Source organism: Tardiphaga sp. 768_D3_N2_1 (genome assembly GCF_052076105.1).
Taxonomy (GTDB): Bacteria; Pseudomonadota; Alphaproteobacteria; order Rhizobiales; family Xanthobacteraceae; genus Tardiphaga.
Window position 1 is genome coordinate 36,509 of the sequence record NZ_CP197245.1, and the last position, 23,223, is coordinate 59,731.

Annotated in this window: 22 protein-coding genes; 9 read left to right on the top strand and 13 right to left on the bottom strand. The window is 60.9% G+C overall.

What is annotated here, in order from left to right; all coding sequences use genetic code 11:
- Positions 1-79 precede the first annotated feature (79 nt).
- The 6 genes from AB8A27_RS00160 to AB8A27_RS00185 all read right to left on the bottom strand — a co-directional run bounded on the left by AB8A27_RS00160 (position 80) and on the right by AB8A27_RS00185 (position 8,803).
- Positions 80-850 carry an SDR family NAD(P)-dependent oxidoreductase gene (locus AB8A27_RS00160; protein ID WP_441240162.1) on the bottom strand — a complete coding sequence of 257 codons (771 nt, stop codon included), beginning with the start codon at positions 848-850 and terminating at the stop codon, positions 80-82.
- Positions 851-1,066: 216 nt separating this feature from the next.
- On the bottom strand, positions 1,067-2,209 hold the full coding sequence (gene pimD, locus AB8A27_RS00165; protein ID WP_441240163.1) for a pimeloyl-CoA dehydrogenase small subunit: 1,143 nt from the start codon (positions 2,207-2,209) through the stop codon (positions 1,067-1,069).
- A 200-nt stretch (positions 2,210-2,409) separates the two neighbouring features.
- Complete coding sequence (gene pimC, locus AB8A27_RS00170) at positions 2,410-3,597, bottom strand: pimeloyl-CoA dehydrogenase large subunit (RefSeq protein ID WP_441240164.1); 1,188 nt, start codon at positions 3,595-3,597, stop codon at positions 2,410-2,412.
- Between the two features lie 28 nt (positions 3,598-3,625).
- Positions 3,626-4,813: an acetyl-CoA C-acyltransferase gene (locus tag AB8A27_RS00175; protein WP_441240165.1), complete on the bottom strand. Its 1,188-nt coding sequence runs from the start codon at positions 4,811-4,813 to the stop codon at positions 3,626-3,628.
- Positions 4,810-6,498: a dicarboxylate--CoA ligase PimA gene (gene pimA, locus AB8A27_RS00180; RefSeq protein WP_441240166.1), complete on the bottom strand. Its 1,689-nt coding sequence runs from the start codon at positions 6,496-6,498 to the stop codon at positions 4,810-4,812. The genes AB8A27_RS00175 and pimA overlap by 4 nt, the downstream gene beginning before the upstream one ends.
- 220 nt (positions 6,499-6,718) lie before the next feature.
- Positions 6,719-8,803 (bottom strand): 3-hydroxyacyl-CoA dehydrogenase NAD-binding domain-containing protein, encoded by a 2,085-nt coding sequence (locus AB8A27_RS00185; protein ID WP_441240167.1) that lies wholly within the window; start codon positions 8,801-8,803, stop codon positions 6,719-6,721.
- Between the two features lie 161 nt (positions 8,804-8,964).
- Between AB8A27_RS00185 and AB8A27_RS00190 the strand changes: the two genes are divergently transcribed.
- The 7 genes from AB8A27_RS00190 (at position 8,965) to AB8A27_RS00220 (ending at position 16,123) form a co-directional block, all read left to right on the top strand.
- Positions 8,965-9,831 carry an IclR family transcriptional regulator gene (locus AB8A27_RS00190; RefSeq protein WP_092138794.1) on the top strand — a complete coding sequence of 289 codons (867 nt, stop codon included), beginning with the start codon at positions 8,965-8,967 and terminating at the stop codon, positions 9,829-9,831.
- A gap of 63 nt (positions 9,832-9,894) precedes the next feature.
- The gene (locus AB8A27_RS00195) at positions 9,895-10,707 is read left to right on the top strand and encodes an ABC transporter ATP-binding protein (protein ID WP_115033890.1); all 813 of its coding nucleotides are present in this window, start codon (positions 9,895-9,897) and stop codon (positions 10,705-10,707) included.
- Positions 10,704-11,417 (top strand): ABC transporter ATP-binding protein, encoded by a 714-nt coding sequence (locus AB8A27_RS00200; protein ID WP_441240168.1) that lies wholly within the window; start codon positions 10,704-10,706, stop codon positions 11,415-11,417. Before AB8A27_RS00195 ends, AB8A27_RS00200 begins: the two co-directional genes overlap by 4 nt.
- A gap of 10 nt (positions 11,418-11,427) precedes the next feature.
- Positions 11,428-12,306: a branched-chain amino acid ABC transporter permease gene (locus AB8A27_RS00205; RefSeq protein ID WP_441240169.1), complete on the top strand. Its 879-nt coding sequence runs from the start codon at positions 11,428-11,430 to the stop codon at positions 12,304-12,306.
- Between the two features lie 2 nt (positions 12,307-12,308).
- Positions 12,309-13,337, top strand: coding sequence for a branched-chain amino acid ABC transporter permease (locus tag AB8A27_RS00210; protein ID WP_115033891.1), 1,029 nt, complete (start codon positions 12,309-12,311; stop codon positions 13,335-13,337).
- A gap of 6 nt (positions 13,338-13,343) precedes the next feature.
- Positions 13,344-14,573, top strand: a complete 1,230-nt coding sequence (locus AB8A27_RS00215) for an ABC transporter substrate-binding protein (RefSeq protein ID WP_441240170.1) — start codon at positions 13,344-13,346, stop codon at positions 14,571-14,573.
- A 344-nt stretch (positions 14,574-14,917) separates the two neighbouring features.
- Complete coding sequence (locus tag AB8A27_RS00220; RefSeq protein ID WP_441244784.1) at positions 14,918-16,123, top strand: ABC transporter substrate-binding protein; 1,206 nt, start codon at positions 14,918-14,920, stop codon at positions 16,121-16,123.
- 62 nt (positions 16,124-16,185) lie between these two features.
- Here AB8A27_RS00220 and AB8A27_RS00225 read toward each other — a convergent pair whose 3' ends face one another.
- The 4 genes from AB8A27_RS00225 to AB8A27_RS00240 form a co-directional block, all read right to left on the bottom strand.
- Positions 16,186-16,659, bottom strand: coding sequence for a hypothetical protein (locus AB8A27_RS00225; protein WP_441240171.1), 474 nt, complete (start codon positions 16,657-16,659; stop codon positions 16,186-16,188).
- Positions 16,660-16,794: 135 nt separating this feature from the next.
- On the bottom strand, positions 16,795-17,112 hold the full coding sequence (locus AB8A27_RS00230) for a hypothetical protein (protein WP_175365671.1): 318 nt from the start codon (positions 17,110-17,112) through the stop codon (positions 16,795-16,797).
- Between the two features lie 940 nt (positions 17,113-18,052).
- Positions 18,053-18,265, bottom strand: a complete 213-nt coding sequence (locus tag AB8A27_RS00235) for a hypothetical protein (protein ID WP_441240172.1) — start codon at positions 18,263-18,265, stop codon at positions 18,053-18,055.
- 66 nt (positions 18,266-18,331) lie between these two features.
- Positions 18,332-18,595 (bottom strand): hypothetical protein, encoded by a 264-nt coding sequence (locus AB8A27_RS00240; protein ID WP_441240173.1) that lies wholly within the window; start codon positions 18,593-18,595, stop codon positions 18,332-18,334.
- A 204-nt stretch (positions 18,596-18,799) separates the two neighbouring features.
- On the opposite strand from AB8A27_RS00240, the gene AB8A27_RS00245 reads away from it, so the two are divergent.
- Together AB8A27_RS00245 and AB8A27_RS00250 are read left to right on the top strand one after the other, a co-directional pair.
- Entirely contained in the window at positions 18,800-19,138 is a 339-nt protein-coding gene (locus tag AB8A27_RS00245) for a hypothetical protein (protein WP_441240174.1), read from the top strand.
- Positions 19,135-19,344: a hypothetical protein gene (locus tag AB8A27_RS00250; protein WP_092138816.1), complete on the top strand. Its 210-nt coding sequence runs from the start codon at positions 19,135-19,137 to the stop codon at positions 19,342-19,344. Before AB8A27_RS00245 ends, AB8A27_RS00250 begins: the two co-directional genes overlap by 4 nt.
- Before the next feature lie 27 nt (positions 19,345-19,371).
- Here AB8A27_RS00250 and AB8A27_RS00255 read toward each other — a convergent pair whose 3' ends face one another.
- The 3 genes from AB8A27_RS00255 to AB8A27_RS00265 form a co-directional block, all read right to left on the bottom strand.
- On the bottom strand, positions 19,372-19,560 hold the full coding sequence (locus AB8A27_RS00255; protein ID WP_092138818.1) for a hypothetical protein: 189 nt from the start codon (positions 19,558-19,560) through the stop codon (positions 19,372-19,374).
- A 46-nt stretch (positions 19,561-19,606) separates the two neighbouring features.
- Positions 19,607-20,875 carry a glycoside hydrolase family 130 protein gene (locus AB8A27_RS00260; protein ID WP_441240175.1) on the bottom strand — a complete coding sequence of 423 codons (1,269 nt, stop codon included), beginning with the start codon at positions 20,873-20,875 and terminating at the stop codon, positions 19,607-19,609.
- 68 nt (positions 20,876-20,943) lie between these two features.
- On the bottom strand, positions 20,944-23,220 hold the full coding sequence (locus AB8A27_RS00265; protein WP_441240176.1) for a glycosyltransferase family 4 protein: 2,277 nt from the start codon (positions 23,218-23,220) through the stop codon (positions 20,944-20,946).
- Positions 23,221-23,223: the final 3 nt, after the last annotated feature.

A 23,223-nucleotide genomic window follows, 5' to 3' on the forward strand; every position in this document is an offset into this window, starting at 1 on the left:
CAGTTCTTGCCTTGTGACTTTCTGGATTGCTTCGTCGCTGCGCTCCTCGCAATGACGGCGGAGAAGATGCCGAGGACGCCTACACCGATGCAGTTGTCACGCCGCCGTCGATGACGATGGTCTGGCCGGTCATGAAGGTGGAGGAATCCGAGCCGAGATAGGCGACGGCGCCGGCAATCTCATGGGGCTCGCCGATCCGGCGCAGCGGCGTGGTCGCAGTGCGGCGCTTGAGATTGACCTCGTCTTCCCACAGCGCTTTCGCGAAGTCGGTCTTCACCAGACCCGGCGCGATGCAATTGACGCGGACGCCCTGGGGTCCCCATTCGCCGGCGAGCGAGCGGCACAGCGCGAAGTCAGCGGCTTTCGAAATACCATAGGCGCCGATCACCGTGGAGCCGCGCAGACCGCCGATGGACGAGATGATGACCACAGAGCCTTTACCGCGCTCGGCCATGGCCGGGATCGCCTTGGCGCAAAGCCAGATGTTGCTCTTCACGTTGGAGCCCATGATCTTGTCGAAGGCCTCATCGGCGATATCGAGCAGCGGGCCATAATAGGGATTCACCGCGGCATTGCAGACGAGGATGTCGATCGGGCCGTAATGTTTCACGGTACCGTCGATCAGCGCTTCGACTTCATCGCGGCGCGAGATGTTACAGGGAATGACATGGGCATCGCCGCCATTGGCCTTGATGCCATCGACCACGGCCTGACAGGCATCGGCCTTGCGGCTGGAGACGACGACCTTGGCTCCGAGTTGCGCCAGCAATTCTGCGGAGGCCTTGCCGATGCCGCGGCTGGAGCCGGTGATGACGGCGACCTTGCCGGTGAGATCGAAGGGATTTTTCACGGGCGGTCTCCTTGGTTGTTGATTGAAGTGACGGCGGCGCGCAGTCCCCTCGCCCCGCTTGCGGGGAGAGGGTGGCGCGGACGAAGACCGCGACGGGTGAGGGGGACTCTCAGCGAGCTCGGAGCGTATGGAGAGCCCCCCTCACCCGTCACTCACACGCTTCGCATGTAAGTGACGACCTCTCCCCGCAAGCGGGGAGAGGTTAGCAGGCAAGCCCTACTCCGTGATCCCGCCCGCCTGCGCCACGCGGCGCAGGTGATAGTCGGCATCGCCGAACTGCTGCTCGATCATGGTCAGCCGCTTGAAGTAGTGGCCGATCTTGTACTCCATGGTCACGCCGACGCCGCCATGCAGCTGCACGCCGCCCTGGCCGACGAAGCGCGCGGAGCGGCCGATCTGCACCTTGGCAGCGGCGACCGTCTTGGTGCGTTCGTCAAGGTCCGTGAAGCTCGAGGCCATCGAGGCGAGGTACGACATGCTGCGCGCGGTCTCCAGCGCGGTGAACATGTCGGCCGCACGGTGCTGCAGCGCCTGGAACGAACCGATGGCGACGCCGAACTGCTTGCGCTCCTTGATGTATTCGACGGAGATCTTCAGCGCCTCTTCCATCGCGCCGACCGCTTCGGCGCAGAGCGCTATGCGGGCGTCATCGACGACCTGATTGACAACAGACAGGCCATCCTCGGCATTGCCGATCACGGCGTCAGCGCCGACCTCGACATTGTTCAGCTTGATATCGGCGGCGCGGCTACCGTCCTGCGTCTCGTAACCCTTGATGTCGACGCCCTTGGCATTGGCCGGCACCAGGAACACGCCGACGCCCTTGGCATCGCGCTGGCCGCCAGCCGTGCGCGCGGTGACGATCAGCGTATCGGCGGTGTCGCCGTGACCGACGACGAACTTCTCGCCGGACAGCACATAGCCCGAACCGCTCTTCTTGGCCGAGGTCGTGACGTCGCCGAGATCGTAGCGCGAGTTCTTTTCGAGCTGCGCGAAGGCCAGTGTTTTCGATCCGTCGATGATGGCAGGCAGATGCGCCGCGCGCTGTTCGGCCGAACCGCGGCGCAGGAAGCCGCCGCCCAGAACCACCGTGTCGAGATAGGGCTCAACCACGAGATTGCGGCCCAGCGCTTCCATCACGATCATGGTCTCGATCGGACCGGCGCCGAAGCCGCCGTCATCTTCCGAGAACGGCAGACCGAGCAGACCCTGTTCGGCAAACTTGCCCCAGACATCGCGGCTCCAGCCGCCCTTCTCGGCGCGATACTTCTTGCGGGCCTCGAATTCGTAGGACGATTTCAAGAGGCCGTCGACACTGTCCTTGAGGAGGCGCTGCTCCTCCGACAAATCAAAATCCATGGTCTTTCTCTCCAAAACTCTTTGTCGCGATGAACGGATGAAGCGTGGCCGTGCCTGCGCCCCTCTCCGTCGTCATGCCCGGACCTGTTCCGGGCATCCACGCCTTCAGCATCGAAGGAAGGCGTGGATGGCCGGGTCAAGCCCGGCCATGACGTGTTGTGAGTGAGTGCCCTCGCCGCTTCCCGCGAGGGCTGAAGACATCACAGCCCCAGCACCGCTTTCGCGATGATGTTGCGCTGGATCTCGTTGGAGCCGCCATAGATCGACACCTTGCGGTAGTTGAAATAGGTCGGCGCGATCGGCGAGGCCCAGTCACCCTCCTCGTTCTGCCCCTCGCCTTCCGGCATGAAGGGCAGCGCGAACGGGCCAGTGACTTCGAGCAGCAGTTCGGTGAGCGTCTGCTGGATTTCCGAACCCTTGATCTTCAGGATCGACGAGGCCGGATCCGGCTTGCCCTTGCCATGCTTGCCTTCGGCGGCGACGACGCGCATCTGCGTCAGTTCGAGCGCCTTGAGCTCGATCTCGGTGGCCGCGAGCTTCTGGCGGAACTGCGGGTCCTCGATCAGCGGCTTGTCACCAGACATCACGCTGGATGCGAGTTCCTTGATGCGGCGGATGCGCTCCTTCGACATGCCGACGCGCGCGATATTGACGCGCTCGTTGCCGAGCAGGAACTTGGCGTAATCCCAGCCCTTGTTCTCCTCACCGACGAGGTTCTCGGCCGGCACCACCACGTCATCGAAGAACACTTCGTTGACTTCGACGCCGCCATCGATGGTCTGGATTGGACGACGGGTAATGCCCTTCGACTTCATGTCGATGAGGATGAAGGAGATGCCCGACTGCTTCTTGGCGTCGGGATCAGTGCGGCAAAGGCAGAAGATCCAGTCGGCGTGCTGCGCCAGCGTGGTCCAGGTCTTCTGGCCATTGACGATATAGGTGTCGCCCTTCTTCTTTGCCGTGGTCTTCAGCGAGGCGAGGTCCGACCCCGAGCCCGGCTCCGAGAAGCCCTGGCACCACCAGTCGTCCATATTGGCGATACGCGGCAGGAAGTGCTTCTTCTGCTGCTCATTGCCGAAAGTGTAGATGACCGGGCCGACCATGTTGACGCCGAATGGCAGCGGCGGCGGCGCGGGAGTCTTCTGCAGTTCTTCCAGGAAGATGTATTGCTTCGCCGCGCTCCAGCCGGTGCCGCCATATTCCTGCGGCCAATGCGGGACAGCCCAGCCCTTCTTGTTGAGCGTGCGCTGCCAGTTCACCAGATCTTCCTTGCTGGTGTGATGACCTTCCTGCAGCTTCTTGCGCACCACCGGGTCGAGGCTTTCGCGGAAAAAAGTGCGCACCTCGTCGCGGAATGCTGTTTCTTCTTTGCTGAAGCTCAGATCCATCGGATCCTCCTTGTGAGCAGATTAGTAATTATTGAACGATTTCGAGCAGGCCGGCGGAGCCCATGCCGCCGCCGACGCACATGGTGACGACGGCGTATTTCGCCTTGCGGCGACGACCTTCGATCAATGCGTGACCGGCGAGACGTGCGCCCGACATGCCATAGGGATGGCCGACCGAGATCGCGCCGCCATTGACGTTGAGCTTCTCCGGATCGATTCCCAGTTTGTCGCGGCAGTACAGAACCTGTACGGCGAAGGCTTCATTGAGTTCCCAGAGATCGATATCCTCGATCTTGAGGCCATGACGCTTCAAGAGGCGCGGCACGGCGAACACCGGACCGATGCCCATCTCGTCCGGCTCGCAGCCTGCAGAAACGAAGCCGCGGAAGATACCGAGCGGCTTGAGTCCCTTCTGCGCGGCGAGCTTGTCGCTCATGATCACGGTGGCGCTGGCGCCGTCCGAGAGCTGCGACGCATTGCCGGCGGTGATGGTGAAGCCGTCGCCGCGCACAGCCTTCAGGCCGGCGAGACCTTCCGCAGTGGTTTCCGGACGCGGACCTTCATCCTTGGACAGCGTGATGTCCTTGAACGAGACTTCGCCGGTCGCCTTGTCGACGACGCCCATCTTGGTGGAGATCGGCGCCAGTTCGTCATTGAATTTGCCGCCCTGCTGCGCGGCCGCGGTGCGGCGCTGGCTCTCCAGCGAATACTCGTCCTGACGCTCGCGCGAAATGCCGTAGCGCTTGGCCACTGTCTCGGCAGTGTCGAGCATCGGCATATAGACGTCGCCCTTGATCTTCATCAGTTCGGGATCGACGGTGTGGAACTTGTTGGCATGCTCGTTCTGCACCAGCGAGATCGACTCGCCGCCGCCGCCGACCGCGATCTCAACGCCGTCGAAGATCACCGAACGCGCGGCGAGTGCAATCGCCTGCAGGCCCGAAGCGCACTGGCGATCGATGGTGGTGCCACCAACGGTCACCGGCAGGCCGGCGCGGAGCAGCGCCTTGCGTGCGATATTGCCGCCGGTCGCGCCCTGCTGCAGGGCTGCACCCATCACCACGTCCTCGACTTCCTTGGGATCGATGCCGGCGCGCTTGACGGCATGCTCGATCGCATGGCCGAGCAACGTTGCGCCTTCGGTGGCGTTCAATGCGCCGCGAAAGGCCTTGCCGATCGGCGTACGGGCGGTGGAAACGATAACGGCTTCGGTCATGTGCGAGATCCTCCGGAGGCGGTTTGTTGTTGACTGATGATGGGCGTGGGTTGCAGGCCACGCAAGGCGTGGCGCGAGAGTTTTCCGACCGCGGTGCGCGGCAAATCGTCGACGAATTCCACCATCGCGGGCAATTCATGTTTGCCGAGCTTGCCGGTGAGAAATGCGCGCAGCTCGTCGATGGTAAACGGCGCCGCGCCACTGCGCAGCTTGATGAAGGCCTTGGCCGCTTCGCCGCGATACTGATCGACGACGCCGATCACGATCACTTCCTGCACAGAGGGGTGTTCGTAAATCGCCTGCTCGATCATCTGCGGATAGACGTTGAAGCCGCCCGAAATGATCAGGTCCTTCTTGCGATCGACCAGATAGAAGAAGCCGTCTTCATCCATGTAGCCGACATCGCCGGTGAGGAAGTGATCTCCGACGAAGGCCTCCGCGGTTTCGCTTTCGCGGTTCCAATATCCCCGGGTCACATTCGGGCCCTTGATCCGGATCTCGCCGGTCTCGCCGACACCGAGCACTTTCGTGGAATCGTCGACCGCGACGACATCGAGTTCGATGCCGGGAAGCGCCAGACCGATGGAGCCCGGCTTGTCCGGCCCGCCGGGCGGATGGCTGGTGCCGGACGAACAGGTCTCGGTCATGCCCCAACCGCTCTTCAGCTTGAGGCCTGTCTTGCGCTCGAACAAGCGCGCGACCTCGACCGGCAAGGGCGCGCCGCCCGATGCAGCCGAAGCGAGCGACGACAGATCGCGCGTCTCCAGCGTCGGATCAGCCGCGATCGCGATCCACATCGTCGGCACGCCGGGAAACACGGTCGCTTTCTTCTTTTCGATATCGTTCAGCACATTGGTGACATCGAAGCGCTGATGCAGCGAGATCGTATCGCCGAGGGAAAGGCGGGAGAGCAAGATCACCGTCAGCGCATAGATATGAAACAACGGCAGCACGCCGATGACGCGCTCGACACGGTTGCGCGCGGCGCGTGCCGGAGCGCCCCACATATTATAGATCGACACGGCCGAGGTCAGATTGCCGTGGCTGAGCATCGCGCCCTTCGGCAGACCGGTGGTGCCGCCGGTATATTGCAGCAGCGCAACATCGTCCGGCGAGATTTCCGGCCACTGCGCCGGCGGCGTCACGCCCGCCGTGAAATTGCGGAAAGTGACGATGGCGGGATTTTCCGGCAGCGGCAGCTGCGGATTGTTCACCGCGCCCCAGTCATCGTCCTCGCAGACGATCAGGCGATCGAGCAGACCCTTGTCGAGAAACTTCAGCGCCATCGGCAGCAGCGCGGCGAGATTGCTCGTCACCAGCACGCGTGCGCCGGAGTCTTTCAGCTTGTGCGACAGCGCGATCTCGCCATCGAGCGGCGACAGATGCACGAGCCGCGCGCCGGCCTTGAGGCCGCCGAAGAAATGGACCGGATGATCCGGCGTATTGCCGAGGAAGATGCCGATGGTCGAGCCTTTACCGTAGCCGGCGCGCATCAGCGCGGCGGCGATAACATCGACACGTGCCTGCAGGTCGTTGAACGAGATCGGCTGATCCCGAAATTCAATAGCCGTGCGATCGCCGAATTTCTGCACCGAGTCCGCCAGCAACCCGGGCAGCGTGCCACGCGCGATCAGCGCGTCCCAGGTGACGCCCGGTGGGTAGTGCTGCTCGCCGGGATGGGTCATGGCGTGGCCTGCTGTTCGCCCTCTCCGCGTGTCGTCCCCGCGAAGGCGGGGACCCATAACCACGGCAGAGGAAAAGAAGAACGATTAGTTCCACGGCGCTTCATCGAGAGGACGGAGGCTGTGGGTCCCCGCCCCGCGCACGCCTTCGGCGCACCAGGCGGGGACGACAGATTGACAGCGCGAGCGACCGACATAATCGATGCGCTCGCACTCATCACTTTCAGCCCTTCGCCAACGACCCGAAGGTCTTGCCTTCATCCGCGAGCTTCTTCAGCAGCGCGGCGGGCTCCAGCGACGGATCGTTGGTCTGCTTGGCGTAGAACTGCAGGCGCTCGACGATCTGCTTGAGACCGACCTGATCGGCATAGAACATCGGGCCGCCGCGATAGATCGGCCAGCCATAGCCATAGAGCCAGATCACGTCGATATCGCTCGGACGCGAAGCGACCTTCTCCTCGAGGATGCGGGCCCCCTCGTTGATCATCGGATACATCATGCGTTCCAGGATTTCCTGATCGCTGACGGCGCGGCGGGTCAGGCCGAGGCTGCGGCAGGTGTCGTCGATGAGCTTCTCGACTTCCGGATCAGGAATCGGAGCGCGGGAGCCGGCTTCATACTTGTAATAGCCCTTGCCGGTCTTCTGGCCGAAGCGGCCAGCTTCGCAGAGCGCGTCGGCGATCGGCGAGGTGATGCCGCGATCCTTGCGCGAGCGCCAGCCGATATCGAGGCCGGCGAGATCGCCCATGGCGAACGGACCCATCGGCATGCCGAACTTGGTGACGACGGCATCGACCTGCTGCGGCAGCGCGCCTTCGAACAGCAGCTTCTCGGACTGCTTGGAGCGGGCGGCCAGCATGCGGTTGCCGACGAAGCCGTCGGACACGCCGACCACAGCCGGGACCTTGGCGATCTTGCGGGCGACGGCGACGGCGGTGACGAGTGCGTCCGGCGCGGTCTTGTCGGCGCGGACAATTTCGCACAGCTTCATGACATTGGCCGGCGAGAAGAAGTGCATGCCCAGCACGTCCTGCGGACGCTTGGTCACGGTCGCGATCTCGTCGATGTTCAGATAGGACGTGTTGCTGGCGAGGATCGCGCCCGGCTTGGCGTATTTGTCCAGCGCGGTGAATACTTCCTTCTTGATCGCCATGGTTTCGAACACGGCTTCGATCACCAGATCGACGTCCTTGACGTTCTCAAGGCCGACGACGCCGTTGATCAGCGCCATGCGCTTGGCCGGCGCATCGGCAGGAATGCCGCCACGGGCCGCAGTCGCCTCGTAGTTCTTCTGCATGATGCCGAGGCCACGCTTGAGCTGCTCCTCGCCGGTCTCGATCAGCGTGACGGGAATACCGGCATTGGCGAAGGACATCGCAATGCCGCCGCCCATGGTGCCGGCGCCGATGATGGCGACGCGCTCGACCGGACGCGGCTTGACGCCTTCCGGCACGTCCTGGACCTTGGCGGCTTCGCGCTCGGAGAAGAACGCATAGCGCTGCGCCTTCGACTGGTCGTCAGCGACCAGCTTGAGGAACATCTCGCGCTCCTTCTTGAGCGCCTCGTCGAACGGGACATCCAGCGTCCAGCTCACGGCTTCGGCGCAAGCCAGCGGCGCATTCATGCCGCGGTTCTTCTTGTTGGCGGCTGCGGCGGCATTGGTGAAGATGGTGCGATCGGCACGAGCGGCGGCGAGCTTGGAATCGTCGTTGCGCAGCAGGCGCAGCGGACGCTTCTCGGCAATGACCTTGCGCGCGAAGGCTTCGGCGCCGGAGGCCGGCCCCTCGACGATCTCCTCGATCAGGCCGTTCTTCAAGGCTTCGGATGCGCCGATCGGGTCGCCGGTCACGACCATCTTGACGCCGAGCTCGGGGCCGACCGCGCGCGGCAGGCGCTGTGTGCCGCCAGCACCGGGCAGCAGGCCGAGCTTCACCTCGGGCAGACCGAGTTTGGCGTCTTTTGTGGCCACGCGAAAGTGACAGCCGAGCGTGAGCTCGAGGCCGCCGCCGAGCGCGGTGCCGTGGATCGCGGCGATCACCGGCTTGGAACAATTCTCGATTTCCGCAATGACCTCGCCCAATCCGGGCGACTGCGGCGGCTTGCCGAATTCGGTGATGTCGGCGCCGGCAACGAAGGTTCGGCCTGCGCATGCAATGACGATCGCCTTGATGGCGGGATCGGCAGCAGCAGCCTTGACGTTCTCAAAAATGCCGCGGCGAACCGCCGCACTCAGGGCATTCACAGGGGGAGAGTTGATCGTGACGATGGCGACTTCATCATGACGTTCAAGCTTTACGACATCGCTCACGGCATTCTCCTTGGCTACGTTTACCGGTCTGATTTTCTTAGTTTCGCACTGCGAAATTTAATTCCACATCTTGACACGGAGGGTTATTTTGAAGAGCGTCCCTTGTCAACGAGGGCCGTGGCGCAATCGTATGAAACTGACAACACCAAATTCCGGGAAGCATGAAACGTCCAGCAAAGAATGTGGCGACAGATCGCAATTTCGTCGTCGCGCTGGCCCGCGGCCTGGATGTCTTGCGTGCATTTCGCCCCAATGACGGGCTTCTCGGCAATCAGGAGATTGCCGCCCGCACCAAATTGCCGAAGCCAACCATCTCGCGATTGACTTATACACTCACGAAGTTGGGTTACCTTACACCTGTGCCACGCTTCGAGAAGTATCAGCTCGCGCCAGCAGCTATGGCCCTGGGGTATGCTGCACTTGCGAACTTGGGCGTTAAGCATCTCTCGGAATCGTTTCGTGACGAATTGATGCGGCAGACCGGCGGTGCCTGCGCAGTCGGCGCACGCGATCGCCTCAGCATGATCTATTTTGGACAGAGCCGATCGAGTCTCACTGTCGGCGTTCAACTCGACGTCGGCTCGCGCATTCCCATTGCAACCACGGCGATGGGCCGTGCGTATTTCTGGGCGTTGCCGCCGGAAGAACGTGCCCAATTATTGCGCGAATTCCGCGAGCACTACGGGCATCGCTGGTCGAAGATGCGTGACGGCCTCGAACGCGCGGGCGAAATGGTCGCGCGCCACGGCTTCGTCATCTCCGCTGGCGAGTGGCAGGACGATGTGCACGCTGCCGGTGTCGCGATGACATTAAATGATGGCACCGGTCCCTATGCCTTTAATTGCGGCGCGCCCGCGTTTCGTTTCACGGAAGAGCGCTTGCTCAACGACATTGGACCTCGGCTGTTGACGATGGTAAGGAACATCGAAGCGGCGCTCGGGGGAGCAGCTGCGCCACAATCAAAAAAACTCGACGGCAAAAAAATCAGATCAGGAGGGAAAGTTGCACGTATTGTTGAAGGACTCTGACAACCTTCATCGTCGTGACCTGCGCAAGACTTCGCCGCAGCAGACGATCGAGGGTCGCCGCACATGATGCAGGCACAACTTGCAGAGCGCGCGCCTGTTACATCAACGGCTCCGCTGCTTTCGGTTCGCGACGTCAGCGTCGTGTTCGGCGGCATCATCGCGTTGAACGGCGTCTCGTTCGACATGCAGAAGGGTCACATCCTCGGACTCATCGGACCGAACGGCGCAGGCAAGACCACGCTGTTCAACTGCCTCAGCCGGCTCTACCAGCCGAGCAAGGGCGACATCCTGATGGAAGGCCAGACGATCCTGAATCGCCCGGCGCACAAGATCTCCGAGATCGGTATCGGCCGCACCTTCCAGAACGTCGCGCTGTTTCCGAACCTGACGGTGCGGGACAATGTCCGCGTCGGCAAGCATGCGCGCACCAACAGCGACATCATCAGCGACTCGCTGAAACTGCCATGGGTGCGATCAGGCGAAGCTGCGATCAACAAGGACGTCAACGACATCCTTGATTATCTCGATCTGCACGGTGTCGCCGATACGATCGTCAGCGGATTGCCGTTCGGTACGCAGAAGCGCGTGGAACTCGCGCGCGCGCTCGCGGCCGAACCGAAGATCCTGCTGCTCGACGAACCCGCAGGCGGCCTCAACCACGAAGAAGTCTACATCCTCGGCGACCTGATCCGCCGCATCCGCGACGATCGCGGCGTGACGGTTCTGCTGGTCGAACATCACATGGGTCTCGTGATGTCGATCGCCGACCACGTCGTCGCGCTGAATTTCGGCAAGAAGCTCGCTGAAGGCACACCTGCTGCCGTCCAGAAAGACCCTGCTGTGATCAAGGCCTATCTGGGAGACAAAGACTCATGACCGCGCTGCTTCACGTAAAAGACCTGCGTGCGTATTACGGCCAGGTCCAGGCGCTGCACGGCCTCGAATTCGACCTGCAGGAAGGCAGCCTGACCACACTTCTCGGCGCCAATGGCGCCGGCAAGACCACCACGCTGCGCTCGATCTGCAACATGATCCGCTCGACCGGTTCGATCGAGTTCGAAGGCAAGAAGCTCGACAACAAGTCGACCGAAAGCATCGTGCGGCTGGGCATCGCCCATGTTCCGCAGGGCCGCGGCACCTTCACCACCATGACGGTGGAAGAGAACCTGCAGCTCGGCGCGATCAGCCGCAAGGACATCAAGGCGATCGCTGACGACATCGAGCGCATGTATGCCCACTTCCCGGTGCTCAAGCAGCGCCATACCCAGCAGGCCGGCACGCTTTCCGGCGGTGAACAGCAGATGCTCGCAGTCGCCCGCGCGCTGATGCTGCGACCCCGCCTGATGCTGCTGGACGAGCCATCCTTCGGCCTCGCGCCCTTGATCGTGCGGGATCTGTTCAAGATCCTCGGCAAGATCAACCGTGAGGACAAGGTCTCGATCCTGGTCGTCGAACAGAACGCACAGCTCGCGCTCGAACTCGCCGACAAGGCCTATGTCATCGAAACAGGACGCATCGTGATGTCCGGCACCGCCGACGAGATCGCGAACAACGAAGACGTCCGTAAATCGTATCTGGGATATTGAGGAAACAGCCATGGAGCTCTTTACCAATCAAGTCCTGGCTGGCATCGCCACCGGCGCGATCTACGCCTGTATGGCGCTCGCGGTCGTGATGATCTACCAGGCGATCGACCACCTGAACTTCGCTCAAGGCGAAATGGCGATGTTCTCCACCTTCGTCGCCTGGCAGATGATGCAGTGGGGCATGCCCTATTGGGGCGCATTCGCGCTCACGCTGATCTTCTCCTTTGTCGGCGGCATCATCATCGAACGGGCTTTGTTCAAGCCGCTCGCCAAGGCGCCGGTGCTGACCCACGTGGCCGGCTTCATCGCGCTGTTCGCCATCATCAACAGCGTCGCGGGCCTGACCTGGGACTTCACGATCAAGCAATTCCCGTCGCCGTTCGGCTCGTCGCCCTTCCTCGGCAGCCAGCTGATCTCGACGCATCAGGCCGGCATGATCGGCGTGACGCTGGTGCTGCTGGTCCTGCTGTTCATCTTCTTCCGATACACCCGCGTCGGTCTCGCCATGCGTGCGGCCGCCACCCTGCCCGAGTCGGCACGGCTGGTCGGTATCAACACGTCATGGATGATCGCACTCGGCTGGGGCATGGCTGCCGCGATCGGTTCGATCGCCGGCATGCTGATCGCACCTGTGGTGTTCCTTGAGCCCAACATGATGGGCGGCGTCCTGATCTACGGATTTGCCGCAGCCGTTGTCGGCGGTCTGTCGAGCCCGCTCGGCGCCGTCATTGGCGGGTTCCTTGTCGGCGTCTTCGAGAACCTCGTCGGCACCTATATCCCGGGTGTCGGTAACGAGCTGAAGCTGCCCATCGCGCTGGCGCTGATCATCACCGTGCTGGTCGTCAAGCCCAATGGCCTGTTCGGCCGTACCATCGTGAAGCGAGTTTGATCATGAGCACCGTTCAAGACGTCTCCGCCGCTCCTGCGGTCGCTGCCGTTCCCAAGAAAGCAATGGCGCTCGGCCCGCTGGCATCGCTGATCATCCTGGCGCTGCTCATCGTCACCCCGCTGTTCGTGAAGAACTTCATCATCTTCCAGATGACGATGTGGCTGATCTACGCCATCGCAGTTCTCGCACTGAACATCCTGACCGGCGCCAGCGGCCAGTTCTCGCTCGGCCAGAGCGCGTTCTATGCGCTGGGCGCCTATACGTCGGCAATCCTGATGGAACATGTCGGCGTCAACTACGCACTGACGCTCCCTGTGGCTGGCCTTGTCTGCTTCATCGCCGGCTTCCTGTTCGGCCTGCCCGCGCTGCGGCTGTCCGGCATCTACCTCGCGCTGGCGACCTTCGCCCTCGCGGTGGCGATGCCGCAGCTTCTGAAGCTTGGCGTGTTCGAACACTGGACCGGCGGCGTGCAGGGCCTCGTCGTCACCAAGCCCGATGCACCGGAGATCTTCGCCTCGATGGGCCTGAAGGTGTCGCAGGACATGTGGCTGTACTTCTTCACCCTCGCGGTCACGATCGTGATCTATCTCCTCTCGGTCAATCTGCTGAAGTCGCGGTCGGGCCGGGCGATGATGGCGATCCGCGACAACGAAATCGCCGCCTCGGCGATGGGTGTGGACGTGTCGCTTTACAAGACGCTGGCCTTCGGCGTCAGCGCCGGCATTACCGGCGTTGCCGGCGGTCTCGGCGCCATCGCCGTGCAGTTCGTGGCACCGGATGGTTACACGATCCAGCTCGCCATCGCGCTGTTTCTCGGCATGGTGGTCGGCGGCGTCGGTTGGCTTCCCGGCTCGCTCGCCGGCGCGGCCTTCATCGTCTTCGTTCCGAATATTGCGGAACATATTTCGAAGGGTCTGTCTGGCGCCGTGTTTGGCGTCATCCTGATCATCATCATCTTCCTGCTCCCGAACGGGGCCAGGCAACTCGCCTATGGGGCCCAAAGCCTGATCGGCAAACTACGTAAACACTGAGGACCTATGAACTGCAGAAACTTTCTGCGCATCGCCGCGCTCTCGAGCGCGGCGTTTGCGTTTCTCGCCTTCTCAACTTCCGCGAATGCCCAGAAGAAGTACGACACCGGGGCGAGCGATACCGAGATCAAGATCGGCAACATCATTCCCTACAGCGGACCCGCATCCGCTTACGGCATCATCGGGAAGATGGAAGAAGCCTACTTCAAGATGATCAACGATCAGGGTGGCATCAACGGCCGCAAGATCAACTTCGTCAGCTATGACGACGGCTATAGCCCGGCCAAGGCCGTGGAACAGACCCGCAAGCTCGTCGAATCCGACGAAGTACTGTTCGTGTTCGGTCCGCTCGGCACGCCGTCGAACACCGCAATCATGAAGTATCTGAACGCCAAGAAGATCCCGCAACTGTTCGTCGCCACCGGCGCCACCAAATTCGGCGAGTACAAGACCGCGCCGTGGACGATGGGCTGGCAGCCGGCCTATCAGAGCGAAGGCCGCATCTTCGCGCAATACGCCATCACCGAGAAGCCGAACGGCAAGATCGCCGTGTTCTACCAGAACGACGACCTCGGCAAGGACATGCTGAAGGGCTTCAAGGATGGCCTCGGCGACAAGGCCTCGATGATCGTGGCCGAAGACAGCTACGAAGTGTCGGAGCCGACCATCGACTCGCACATCGTCAAGCTGAAGGCCTCGGGCGCAGACATCTTCATCTCGATCTCGACGCCGAAGTTCGCCGCACAGGCGATCAAGAAGGTGGCCGAGATCGGCTGGAAGCCGATGTTCTTCCAGAGCAATGTCGGCTCCTCCGTCGGCGCCGTGATGCGTCCCGCCGGGATCGAGAACTCCCAGGGCGTGTTGTCGCTGGCTTACGCCAAGGACGCGCTCGACCCGCAGTGGGACAATGACGAAGGCATGAAGAAGTATCTGGACTTCCTGGCCAAATACGCTCCCTTCGCCAACAAGGCGGAAAGCTCCGCACTCTATGGCTACGGTCAGGCACAGACCGTGGTGCAGGTGCTCAAGCAGGCCGGCGACGACCTGACCCGCGCCAATATCATGAAGCAGGCCGCCAGCCTGAAGGACTTCACGACCGACACACTGCTGCCGGGCGTCAAGATCAACACCTCGGCGACCGATTTCTATCCGATCGAGCAGCTGCGCATGATGCGCTTCACCGGCGAGAAGTGGGACGTGTTCGGCCCGCCGATCGACAGCAAGCTCGGCGGCTAAACGTCCGCAAGAAAGCGAACGTCTTACACTCCGTCATGGCCGGACTTGTTCCGGCCATCCACGCCTGTCTAAAGCGCAACCAAGACGTGGATGCCCGGGACAAGCCCGGGCATGACGGCTGATAGAACAGCGACAAAACTGCACTGCAACAAATCGCGCTCGAACATTAAAACTGCTTAATAAAACAGCCCCTTACGACGAAAGTCGTGAGGGGCTTTTTCTTGATAGTTGCAGCGGAAGAGTATTCAATCCGGCGCGCCGCAGCATTCAATAATAGCAACAACAGACGCGGCTTTATCAAGAGATCAGGGAGATCAGAAATGCCTTCGTTCAGCTCGCGTGCAATGACGTTCACGGTTGCCGCAGCCCTCAGTGCGGCCCTTGGCGGTACTGCCTTCGCCCAGAAAAAATACGACACCGGCGCGACAGACACCGAGATCAAGATCGGCAACATCATGCCCTATAGCGGCCCGGCCTCGGCCTATGGCGTGATCGGCAAGATGGAAGAAGCCTATTTCAGGATGATCAACGATCAGGGCGGCATCAACGGCCGCAAGATCAATTACATCACCTATGACGACGGCTACTCGCCGCCGAAGGCCGTGGAACAGGCACGCAAGCTCGTCGAATCCGACGAGGTGCTGTTCATCGCCAGCTCGCTCGGTACGGCATCGAACTCCGCCATTCAGAAATACATGAATGCCAAGAAGGTGCCGCAGCTGTTCGTGGCTACCGGCGCGACCAAGTTCGGCGACTACAAGGACTTCCCCTGGACCATGGGTTGGCAGCCGGCCTATCAGAGCGAATCCAGGATCTATGCGGCCTATCTGTTGAGGGAAAAGCCCGAGGCCAAGATCGCGATCATGTATCAGAACGACGATTTCGGCAAAGACATGCTGAAGGGTCTGAGGGATGGTCTCGGCGCCAAGGCGGCATCGATGATCGTTGCCGAGGAAAGCTATGAAGTGTCGGAGCCGACCATCGAGTCCCACATCGTCAAGGTGAAGGCGACCAATGCCGACACCTTCGTCAGCTTCACCACGCCGAAATTCGCCGCGCAGGCGATCAAGAAAGTGGCGGAGCTCGGCTGGAAGCCGACCTACATCCAGAGCAATGTCGGCGCGTCCGTCGGCAGCGTGATGAAGCCGGCCGGTTATGAAATCGCCCAGGGCATCCTGTCGGCGAACTACGCCAAGGACGGCGCCGATTCCAGCTGGGACAATGACGAAGGCATGAAGAAATTCTACGCCTTCCTCGCCAAATACGCCCCCGGCATGGACAAGAACGACGGCTCGGTCGTCTATGGCTACGGCCAGGCGCAGACCATCGTGCAGGTGCTCAAGCAGGCCGGTGACAACCTGACCCGCGCGAACATCATGAAGGAAGCGGCGAACCTCAAGAACTTCGCGCCCGACACATTGCTGCCCGGCGTGACGATCTCGACCTCGCCGACCGACTTCTACCCGATCGAGCAGTTGCAGATGCAGCGCTTCAAGGGCGAGAAGTGGGAGCTGTTCGGCCCGATCATCGCGGGCAAGATCGAAGGCTGAATTTCCGATCTCTCCCCGCCCCCGGTTGAAGCGAAGCTTCACCAGGCGGGGAGAGATCGAGATCAATAATAATCCCGGAACGCATCCGCGAGACTGTCGGGCTGCCAGTCGATCTGGTCCGACGCGATCGGATCGTCTGACAGCAATGCGCTCGCCTGCGTCTTGTAGTCCGGCGCCACATAATCCGCCTGCGGCAGACCACGGCGCACGATATCCTGATAGTTGAGATAATTGTCGCGATTGCCCACGAAGGTGCACATGCATTTGGCGGGATCGGCATAGAGATAGCGCGGGCCGTTCGGCGTGTTGTGCACGACGAAGCGATAGGCCGGCAATTTGCTCAAAGCCACCTTCCCTGCGGCATCGTTGGCGAAACGCGCCTTGAAGCCGGCAGACTCCATGTCGAAGCCGACTTTCTGAAGCACCGGCACGCTCGGCAATTCGCGCGCCACCAGCAGCGTGACATCGAGCAACGCCAGCACCGTGATGACAGCGAGCGCCATGCTGCGCGGGCGCAAAGTGGAAAGCGTCGTCATCGTCACTGCGCGCATGTCGCGAAACCCCGGCTATGAGCGCGCATCGCCGCGCTCTGTTTGCGCCGATAATACCGGCCCATGCATGCGGTGTCACGACAGCGCCGCCGCGGCGCGCGATGCCGGTTAACGAATTCATCACGCCGCCTCGCTGGCGACGAGCGCCTCCAGGACGCGCCAATACATCTCGTCCAGCATCGCTTGCTGTTGTTCTGCATTCAGAACGCGCCGTCGCTGAAACAGCAGACAGATCGGCCGACTTCCTGTGCAATGGTGTGCACGACGACAGGCCTTGATGACGCAAGTGCGATGGGTGCGAAGGATGTTCGCATTGCCGCGCTCGATCTCCTCGATGCAGGCGGCGACGATCATATCCGACAACCGCTTGGCCGCCAGGTCGCTCTTGTCCCTGGCGCGCTGCGCGAGATGCCAGGCATCGTGTTGCGAGATGATCATGTGAACTCCCGTTGTGACGATGATGATTGGATATGAGTGACTTGGGTGACGGCCACGCGCCGTCCTTGCCCGCGCCTGTGCGCGTGAGTGGCAGTCCCGTTGTTCTCCCTCAAAACGAGGGAGATGAAGCGCCGAAAGGCGCGACTTGGTATCAGTGCCGCAGCATGCTGTCCGGATCTCCGGACATCAGAGGCCGCGGAAACGCCTTTCGACGCTCCATCGTGGCGATTTCTGTCCCCGGGACCGTTCTTCCGGGCAAAGGCGCAGACCTCCGCAGTCCGCTTATCCCGACGATTTCCCGCCGTTCACCAATGCCACGTCCAGCCAGCATGAGTGGCAGACCCCCGTAGTGGGGCCGGACGGTGACCCAGGGCCTCCCGAGTGCGAGAGGAAACGTCTTCCTCCCGCCCGCAGGCGCCACATCCCGCCCCGCGCTAACAAGCGTCCCTGGCAACGCCCCTCAAAGTGGGACGGGATGCAATGGAATATAATCTCCTCAAAAACAACGTCAAGGATTATTTTCATAAATCTTCGGAGACACCCGCCGGACTTCAGCGACCTATTCAATGTGGCAGCCGGCCAGAGATTTTGTCCGCCAGTTTCAGTTGCGACCGGTCCTTCGGTCATCAGCCTGTCGGTCAATGCACTTTCCCGGACTGCTTTCTCGGTCTGGAATGGTCTGCTGACGCGATCTTTGCCTCTGCGTAGTCGGGCCGTTCGGCAGCGTCGAAAATGTACTGTCGGTCGTCATTGATTGGCTGCGCTTCAATTCCACGATCATTAATCATGGAGCGGCCTATCTGGCCTGAGAGGCGGCCCGGCCTCAGATATCATTGAAGCAATGAGTTTCCGGGTTCAGAAAGTGGTCGCTCAATCTCGGCAACCTAAACTTCCGACGCGAAGCACGAGGTCTATATTTTTGCGGCGACCTGCGTCGGGGCTATCCGGCGCGCAAGCTATATTTCTTATCGACGATCGGTGGCGCTGCGATGAGCCGAACGGTCCATTTGGTCGCAGACGCATCCATGACGATTGACTTGACCGATCCCGTGAGCGTCTGGCCGTTGAGCTGAAGCGCACGCGGTAACCCATGGTACTGGGCCAGCCGAGCTCGCCTAGCTTCGACGAAGTCGGTGATTTCGATGACCTGCATATGCGCTCCAGATTGGATGCGGTACTCCAGACAAGGTCCGCAGCTAACAGAGGTAGCATCGCATGGTTAACGAAACATCGTGGCTGCAAGCAGCTCGGACGCCGGCGGCAGCTCAACGGGTGGAATTGACATCCAGACTTTGGGGCCGCGGATGAGCGCCCTCGGTCCTTCATTGTCGCAAATCAGCCACTCGGTCTCGTCCCAGATCACAAGGCAAGGGAATTCCTGAGGCAGCTTTTCCTTGTTGCCCCTTATCCAGGTCCCGCCGGCAACGATGATCCGCTCATCATTCTTCGGTGCGGTGCTGATCGGCTGCCAACCTTCGCTCATTCTGTAGATCCTTCGACAAAGTCCGTTCGACTCAAGCCCGCGGTGTCTCAGTTAGAGGGAGGGAGACCGGAGCGCCACAAGGAACTCGCGGTGAAGGCAGCAGATATCCACGGCAATGGTGACAATCATCCCTTGCGCGTGCCGGAACACGGCAGGTTCCGCGAATTTGATTGACCGCGGCAGCGATGAGCGCATGGTTGAACGATGCCTTTCAAACTCATCCCGGACGTCAAATCGAAGCAAAGAGATTGCTGGTTGATCCTCGAATTTAGTGGAGAGCCGATTTCCCTGTCGTTCGACGATGCAATCGAGTTCAAGATTCAGATCAGCCACATTCAGGAAACGGCAAGACCTAATGATCGCAAGATTGTAAGCGAAGTCGCGAACTGGTCAGCCCAGGTCGTGCCCAACTCGGGCGGCTTCGGGATCGTCTTTGAACATTCGCCGACGTCGACAACCAAGCTTTGGCTGAATGTGGATCAAGCGATTCGCTTCTCTGCAGAACTCCAGAAATTCATCGACATAGCCGGGAGCCGAAGTTGAAGGGATTTTGGCTGGGTCACGTCGAACTGGTGCTGGCTGGCGTGAAGTACGAAGCCCGGTATGAAATCGTGGATGAAATGATCCACCTTTCGGTCGTTGACAAGCTCATGGTGGTCGCGAAACCGCTGCCGGGAGCGACGTATGAAGAGAGTGCTCTCCACGCGCTCGAGCAATTTGCGACCGGCAACACCGTTGCACGGTACTGACGTCGAGACGCTCTCGCCGGAATTGCGTCACTCGGCAGCGGATTTGCCCGCTTCGGTCGCTTCGTAGGCGATATCCGTTTTGTTCATGACGACGGGCGATAGCCAGCCAAGATCGACGAGGCGCTGATACCTGGTGCGATCAATATTGCCGGCCGTGTACTTTGCGCCTCCATGCGAGACGATTTCTCGGATCAGTTCGAGGTCTTCGTGATTCATGATTCTTGACTCTGAAATCGGAGGGAGTTCGTGCCATCGCAGGACATCAAGGCTCCATTGCCGCCAGCAGGCTTTTTATATCGATCGTTGCGATATTCGAGTAGCTGTCCGAGATCGCATAGGGAAAGATGATCCTGTCGCCATGGCGCATTGCGCCGCATGTGTAGACCACATTCGGGACATAGCCTTCGCGTTCGGATGGTGCGGGCCGGAGCAGAGGCTCGCGCAGGCGGCCTAATATCTTCGTTGGGTCGTTCTTGTCGAGAAGCGCTGCGCCGATCGAGTATTTGCGGACCGGACCAACCCCGTGTGTCAGCAGCAACCATCCCTCATCCAGTTCGATGGGCGATCCACAATTACCGATCTGCACGAATTCCCAGGGGGCGGCAGGCGTCAAGATCGCTGTGCCGCCATCCCATGTGTACAGATCGTCCGAATAGATCAAATAGAGGTTCTCGTTGTCCTGTCGCGCGATCATCGCGAACCGGCCGTCGATCTTCCGGGGAAAGAGCGCCATTCCCTTGTTCTGGGCTGCGGTGCCGCGAAGGGCAGAGAAGCGAAACGAGACAAAGTCGGACGTCTCGATGATCTCCGATCGGATCGCACGCCCGCTATATGCGGTGTAGGTCGCGTAGTATGTGTCTTTTTCAGCGTCGCTGAATTTGACGAAGCGTGCATCCTCGATGCCGTTCGATTGCGAGGCTGTGATCGGAAAGATGACCCGTTCGCTGATATCCTCGCCGCGATCGAATATGACGTCGATATCCTCGCCGTTCGGACCAGAGTCGAGGCGGCGTACCATCGGGTTTGATGCGAGACGGGTCGTCGGATCGATGCTGACCGTGCCATCCTCTGCTATGAGGCCCGTCCGGAATGTCAGCGACGAGATATGGCCTTCACCGACCGCTCGCAGGCTGAGAATGAAGCGAAGCGCACCACTGGCCAATCCGGACTGATCAGGATGGGGGACGATGCTGGGATTGAACAGTGCTGACGCCTCGAACGAATATTCGCTCAGAAAGTAAGCCCCGACGAGCTGGCGCTGGACCGCGGTGAACTGGGTGTGGTCCCGAAGCGCGTCCTCCATATCATCGGCGCGGGCTTCGAAGGTCTGAAGCAAATTGCGGTGACGGCCCAGAAAATTCTCCAACACATCCGCCAACTGCGCCTCTGCCGTCGGCGCGTCCAGCGCGAGGATCCGATCGACGATGTGATTGGCGCGGGTTTTGTCCGTCGGATTGAGATCGCGCGGCTCTGTGGCGGGCTTGAAAGGGCGGACGATGACGCGTGATGCGTCCGGCCGGAGGTACAGCATCTGGCGATCAAGTAAGGGCGATTTGGGGGACAAGGGAATCTCGATCAGTGAAAGGTAAAGGGATGGCATCAGGCCACGCGCGGCGCGGACTTCGACTGGTCCTCGGCGATACGGGCCATATGCCGAATTTCGGAAAGGCCCAGCAGATACGAAACGACGGATTCGCCGCCCCGATTTTCATTGGCGCGGTCGGGATGCAGCCCATCACGGCAGCTTCCAGTTTCCAGGTCGACGAGTGGAATCGACAGATCGTTGCTTCCCAGAAACCAGGCGAATGCTTTGGCGGCTTCTGCCTTCCAATCGGCATCCTGGTCGGCACGCCATGCCGCGAGGGAAGCCGCGATCGTCGCGGCGGCTTCGACCGGCTGCTGGTCGAAATTGCGGGGTTGCCGTCGGACGTCGTGAAATCCTTCGGTTCCGACTGGCCTGAATTGCCCGCTGGCAGAGGTCTGCTGTGCCAGCAGCCAGCGCAGGCTTCTCAGCCCGGCGTCCAGGTAATCCTGTCTCCGCAATGCTGTCCCGGTGATGATGAGGGCCTGGGAGAGCCTTGCATTGTCATAGGAAAGGCCTTCCTCGAACCACACCCAATCGGCCGTCCCGGCCTTCTGGAAAAGGGCAAGAAGCTTGTCAGCGAGCAACGCCCGGATTGTCTCGGCGCGGTCATCGTCGGCAACGGCCGCGCAATACGCATCCAGTCCCAGCAGCGTGAATGCCCAGGCGCGCGGGGAAAGAAATTCTTCGATTACCGGCAGCGCTTCAGAGAATAATAATGCGGCCCAGGCGCGCCGGGACCTGTTGGCGTCTGAAAGGACGCAGACGCCAAGGGCCCAGAGCGTACGGCCGTGGCTGTCCTCGGATCCGCTGTCTTCGAGCCAGCCGCGATCGAAGGCCATGAAGTTTCGAAATCGATGCGTCTGCGGGTTCCAGGCATGTTGGACGAACGCAGCGAAACGCGATGTCAGCACCTCCGGCAGGCGCAACTCGCCGGGCGTGTTCAGCGCGCATGCCAGCAGCAAGGCGCGCGCATTATCGTCGATGCAGTAGCCGTGCGAGCGGTCAGGCACGGAATGGACCGCATGCTGGAACAGCCCGGTGTCGTCGCACATCGACAGAAAATGACCAATCTGCATTTCCGGCGGCGCACGACTGTCACGCAGCAGCGTGGTCGTGTCCGACTTTGCGATGGTCCTGAGCCTGTGACGGCGACCAGCATTCTCGAAGACCGAAATATATCGTTCGGCGGTCCGCTCCCACGTCATCGAGCGGCTGCTGGCATAGGCCCGCTTGCGCATCGCCTGGCGCAGGGGCGCATTCGTCAAAATCTTCTCGATCTCGAAGCCGATCGCGTCCGCGTCTGAAAACGGGACGATGATGCCCCGACCGTCTGCGAGAAGCTCACGTGCATGCCAATAGGGCGTCGAGACCACAGCCTTTCCCAACCCGAAACTGTAGGCCAAAGTGCCTGACGTCATCTGGACTTCATTCAGATATGGCGTGACGTAGACATCGCACATGGAGATGAAGTCGAGCAGCGTGTCCTGGTCGACAAAGCGGTCGAGGAATTTAACGTGATCGGCAACGCCGATGTCGCGCGCCCTTGCAATGAGGCTCTCGCGGTAGGCCTCCCCCTCATCCCGCACCAGATTCGGATGGGTGGCGCCAAGCACGACATAGACCGCATTGGGGCAGGCGTTCAGGATGGAAGGCATCGCATCGATCATGAATTCGATGCCTTTGTTGGGCGACAGCAGTCCGAACGTCAGAATGACGGACTTGTCGGCGAAGCCCAGTTTATTCTTGGCGTTGTCGGGCTCGACGAATGCGAAGTCGGGTATTCCGTGGGGAATAACCTCAATCTTCTCTTCGGCGATCTGATAGACGGTCCGCAGCAGCTCCCTGCCCTTCTCCGCCATGACCACAACCTTCGAGGACAGCTCGATGATCCTGGTGAAGACGTCCCTTTGAACCGTGCTTGGTTCTGCAAGAACCGTATGGAGGGTTGTCACGATCGGCGTCTTGAGCAGCGAGAGCAGCGGGATGATATCGCCTCCCGCTTCTCCGCCGAAGATGCCGAATTCATGCTGCAGTGAAATGACGTCGAAGCGGCCCGCATTGAGGAACTCAGCGGCGCGGATGTAATCGTTGATCAAACCATCATTGATCTGAATTCCGACGCTCGTCGGATAATCATAGACGTGACCGTGATCAGTCATCGCCACAATGACCGTTTTGGAATCCGCCCGCGAAGCTGCGACTGCGCTCTGCAAGTCGGTGGTGAAAGTTGCGATTCCACATCGGCGTGGAAGCGAGTTTCCAATAAATGCGATACGGTTGAACACCGTCAATCT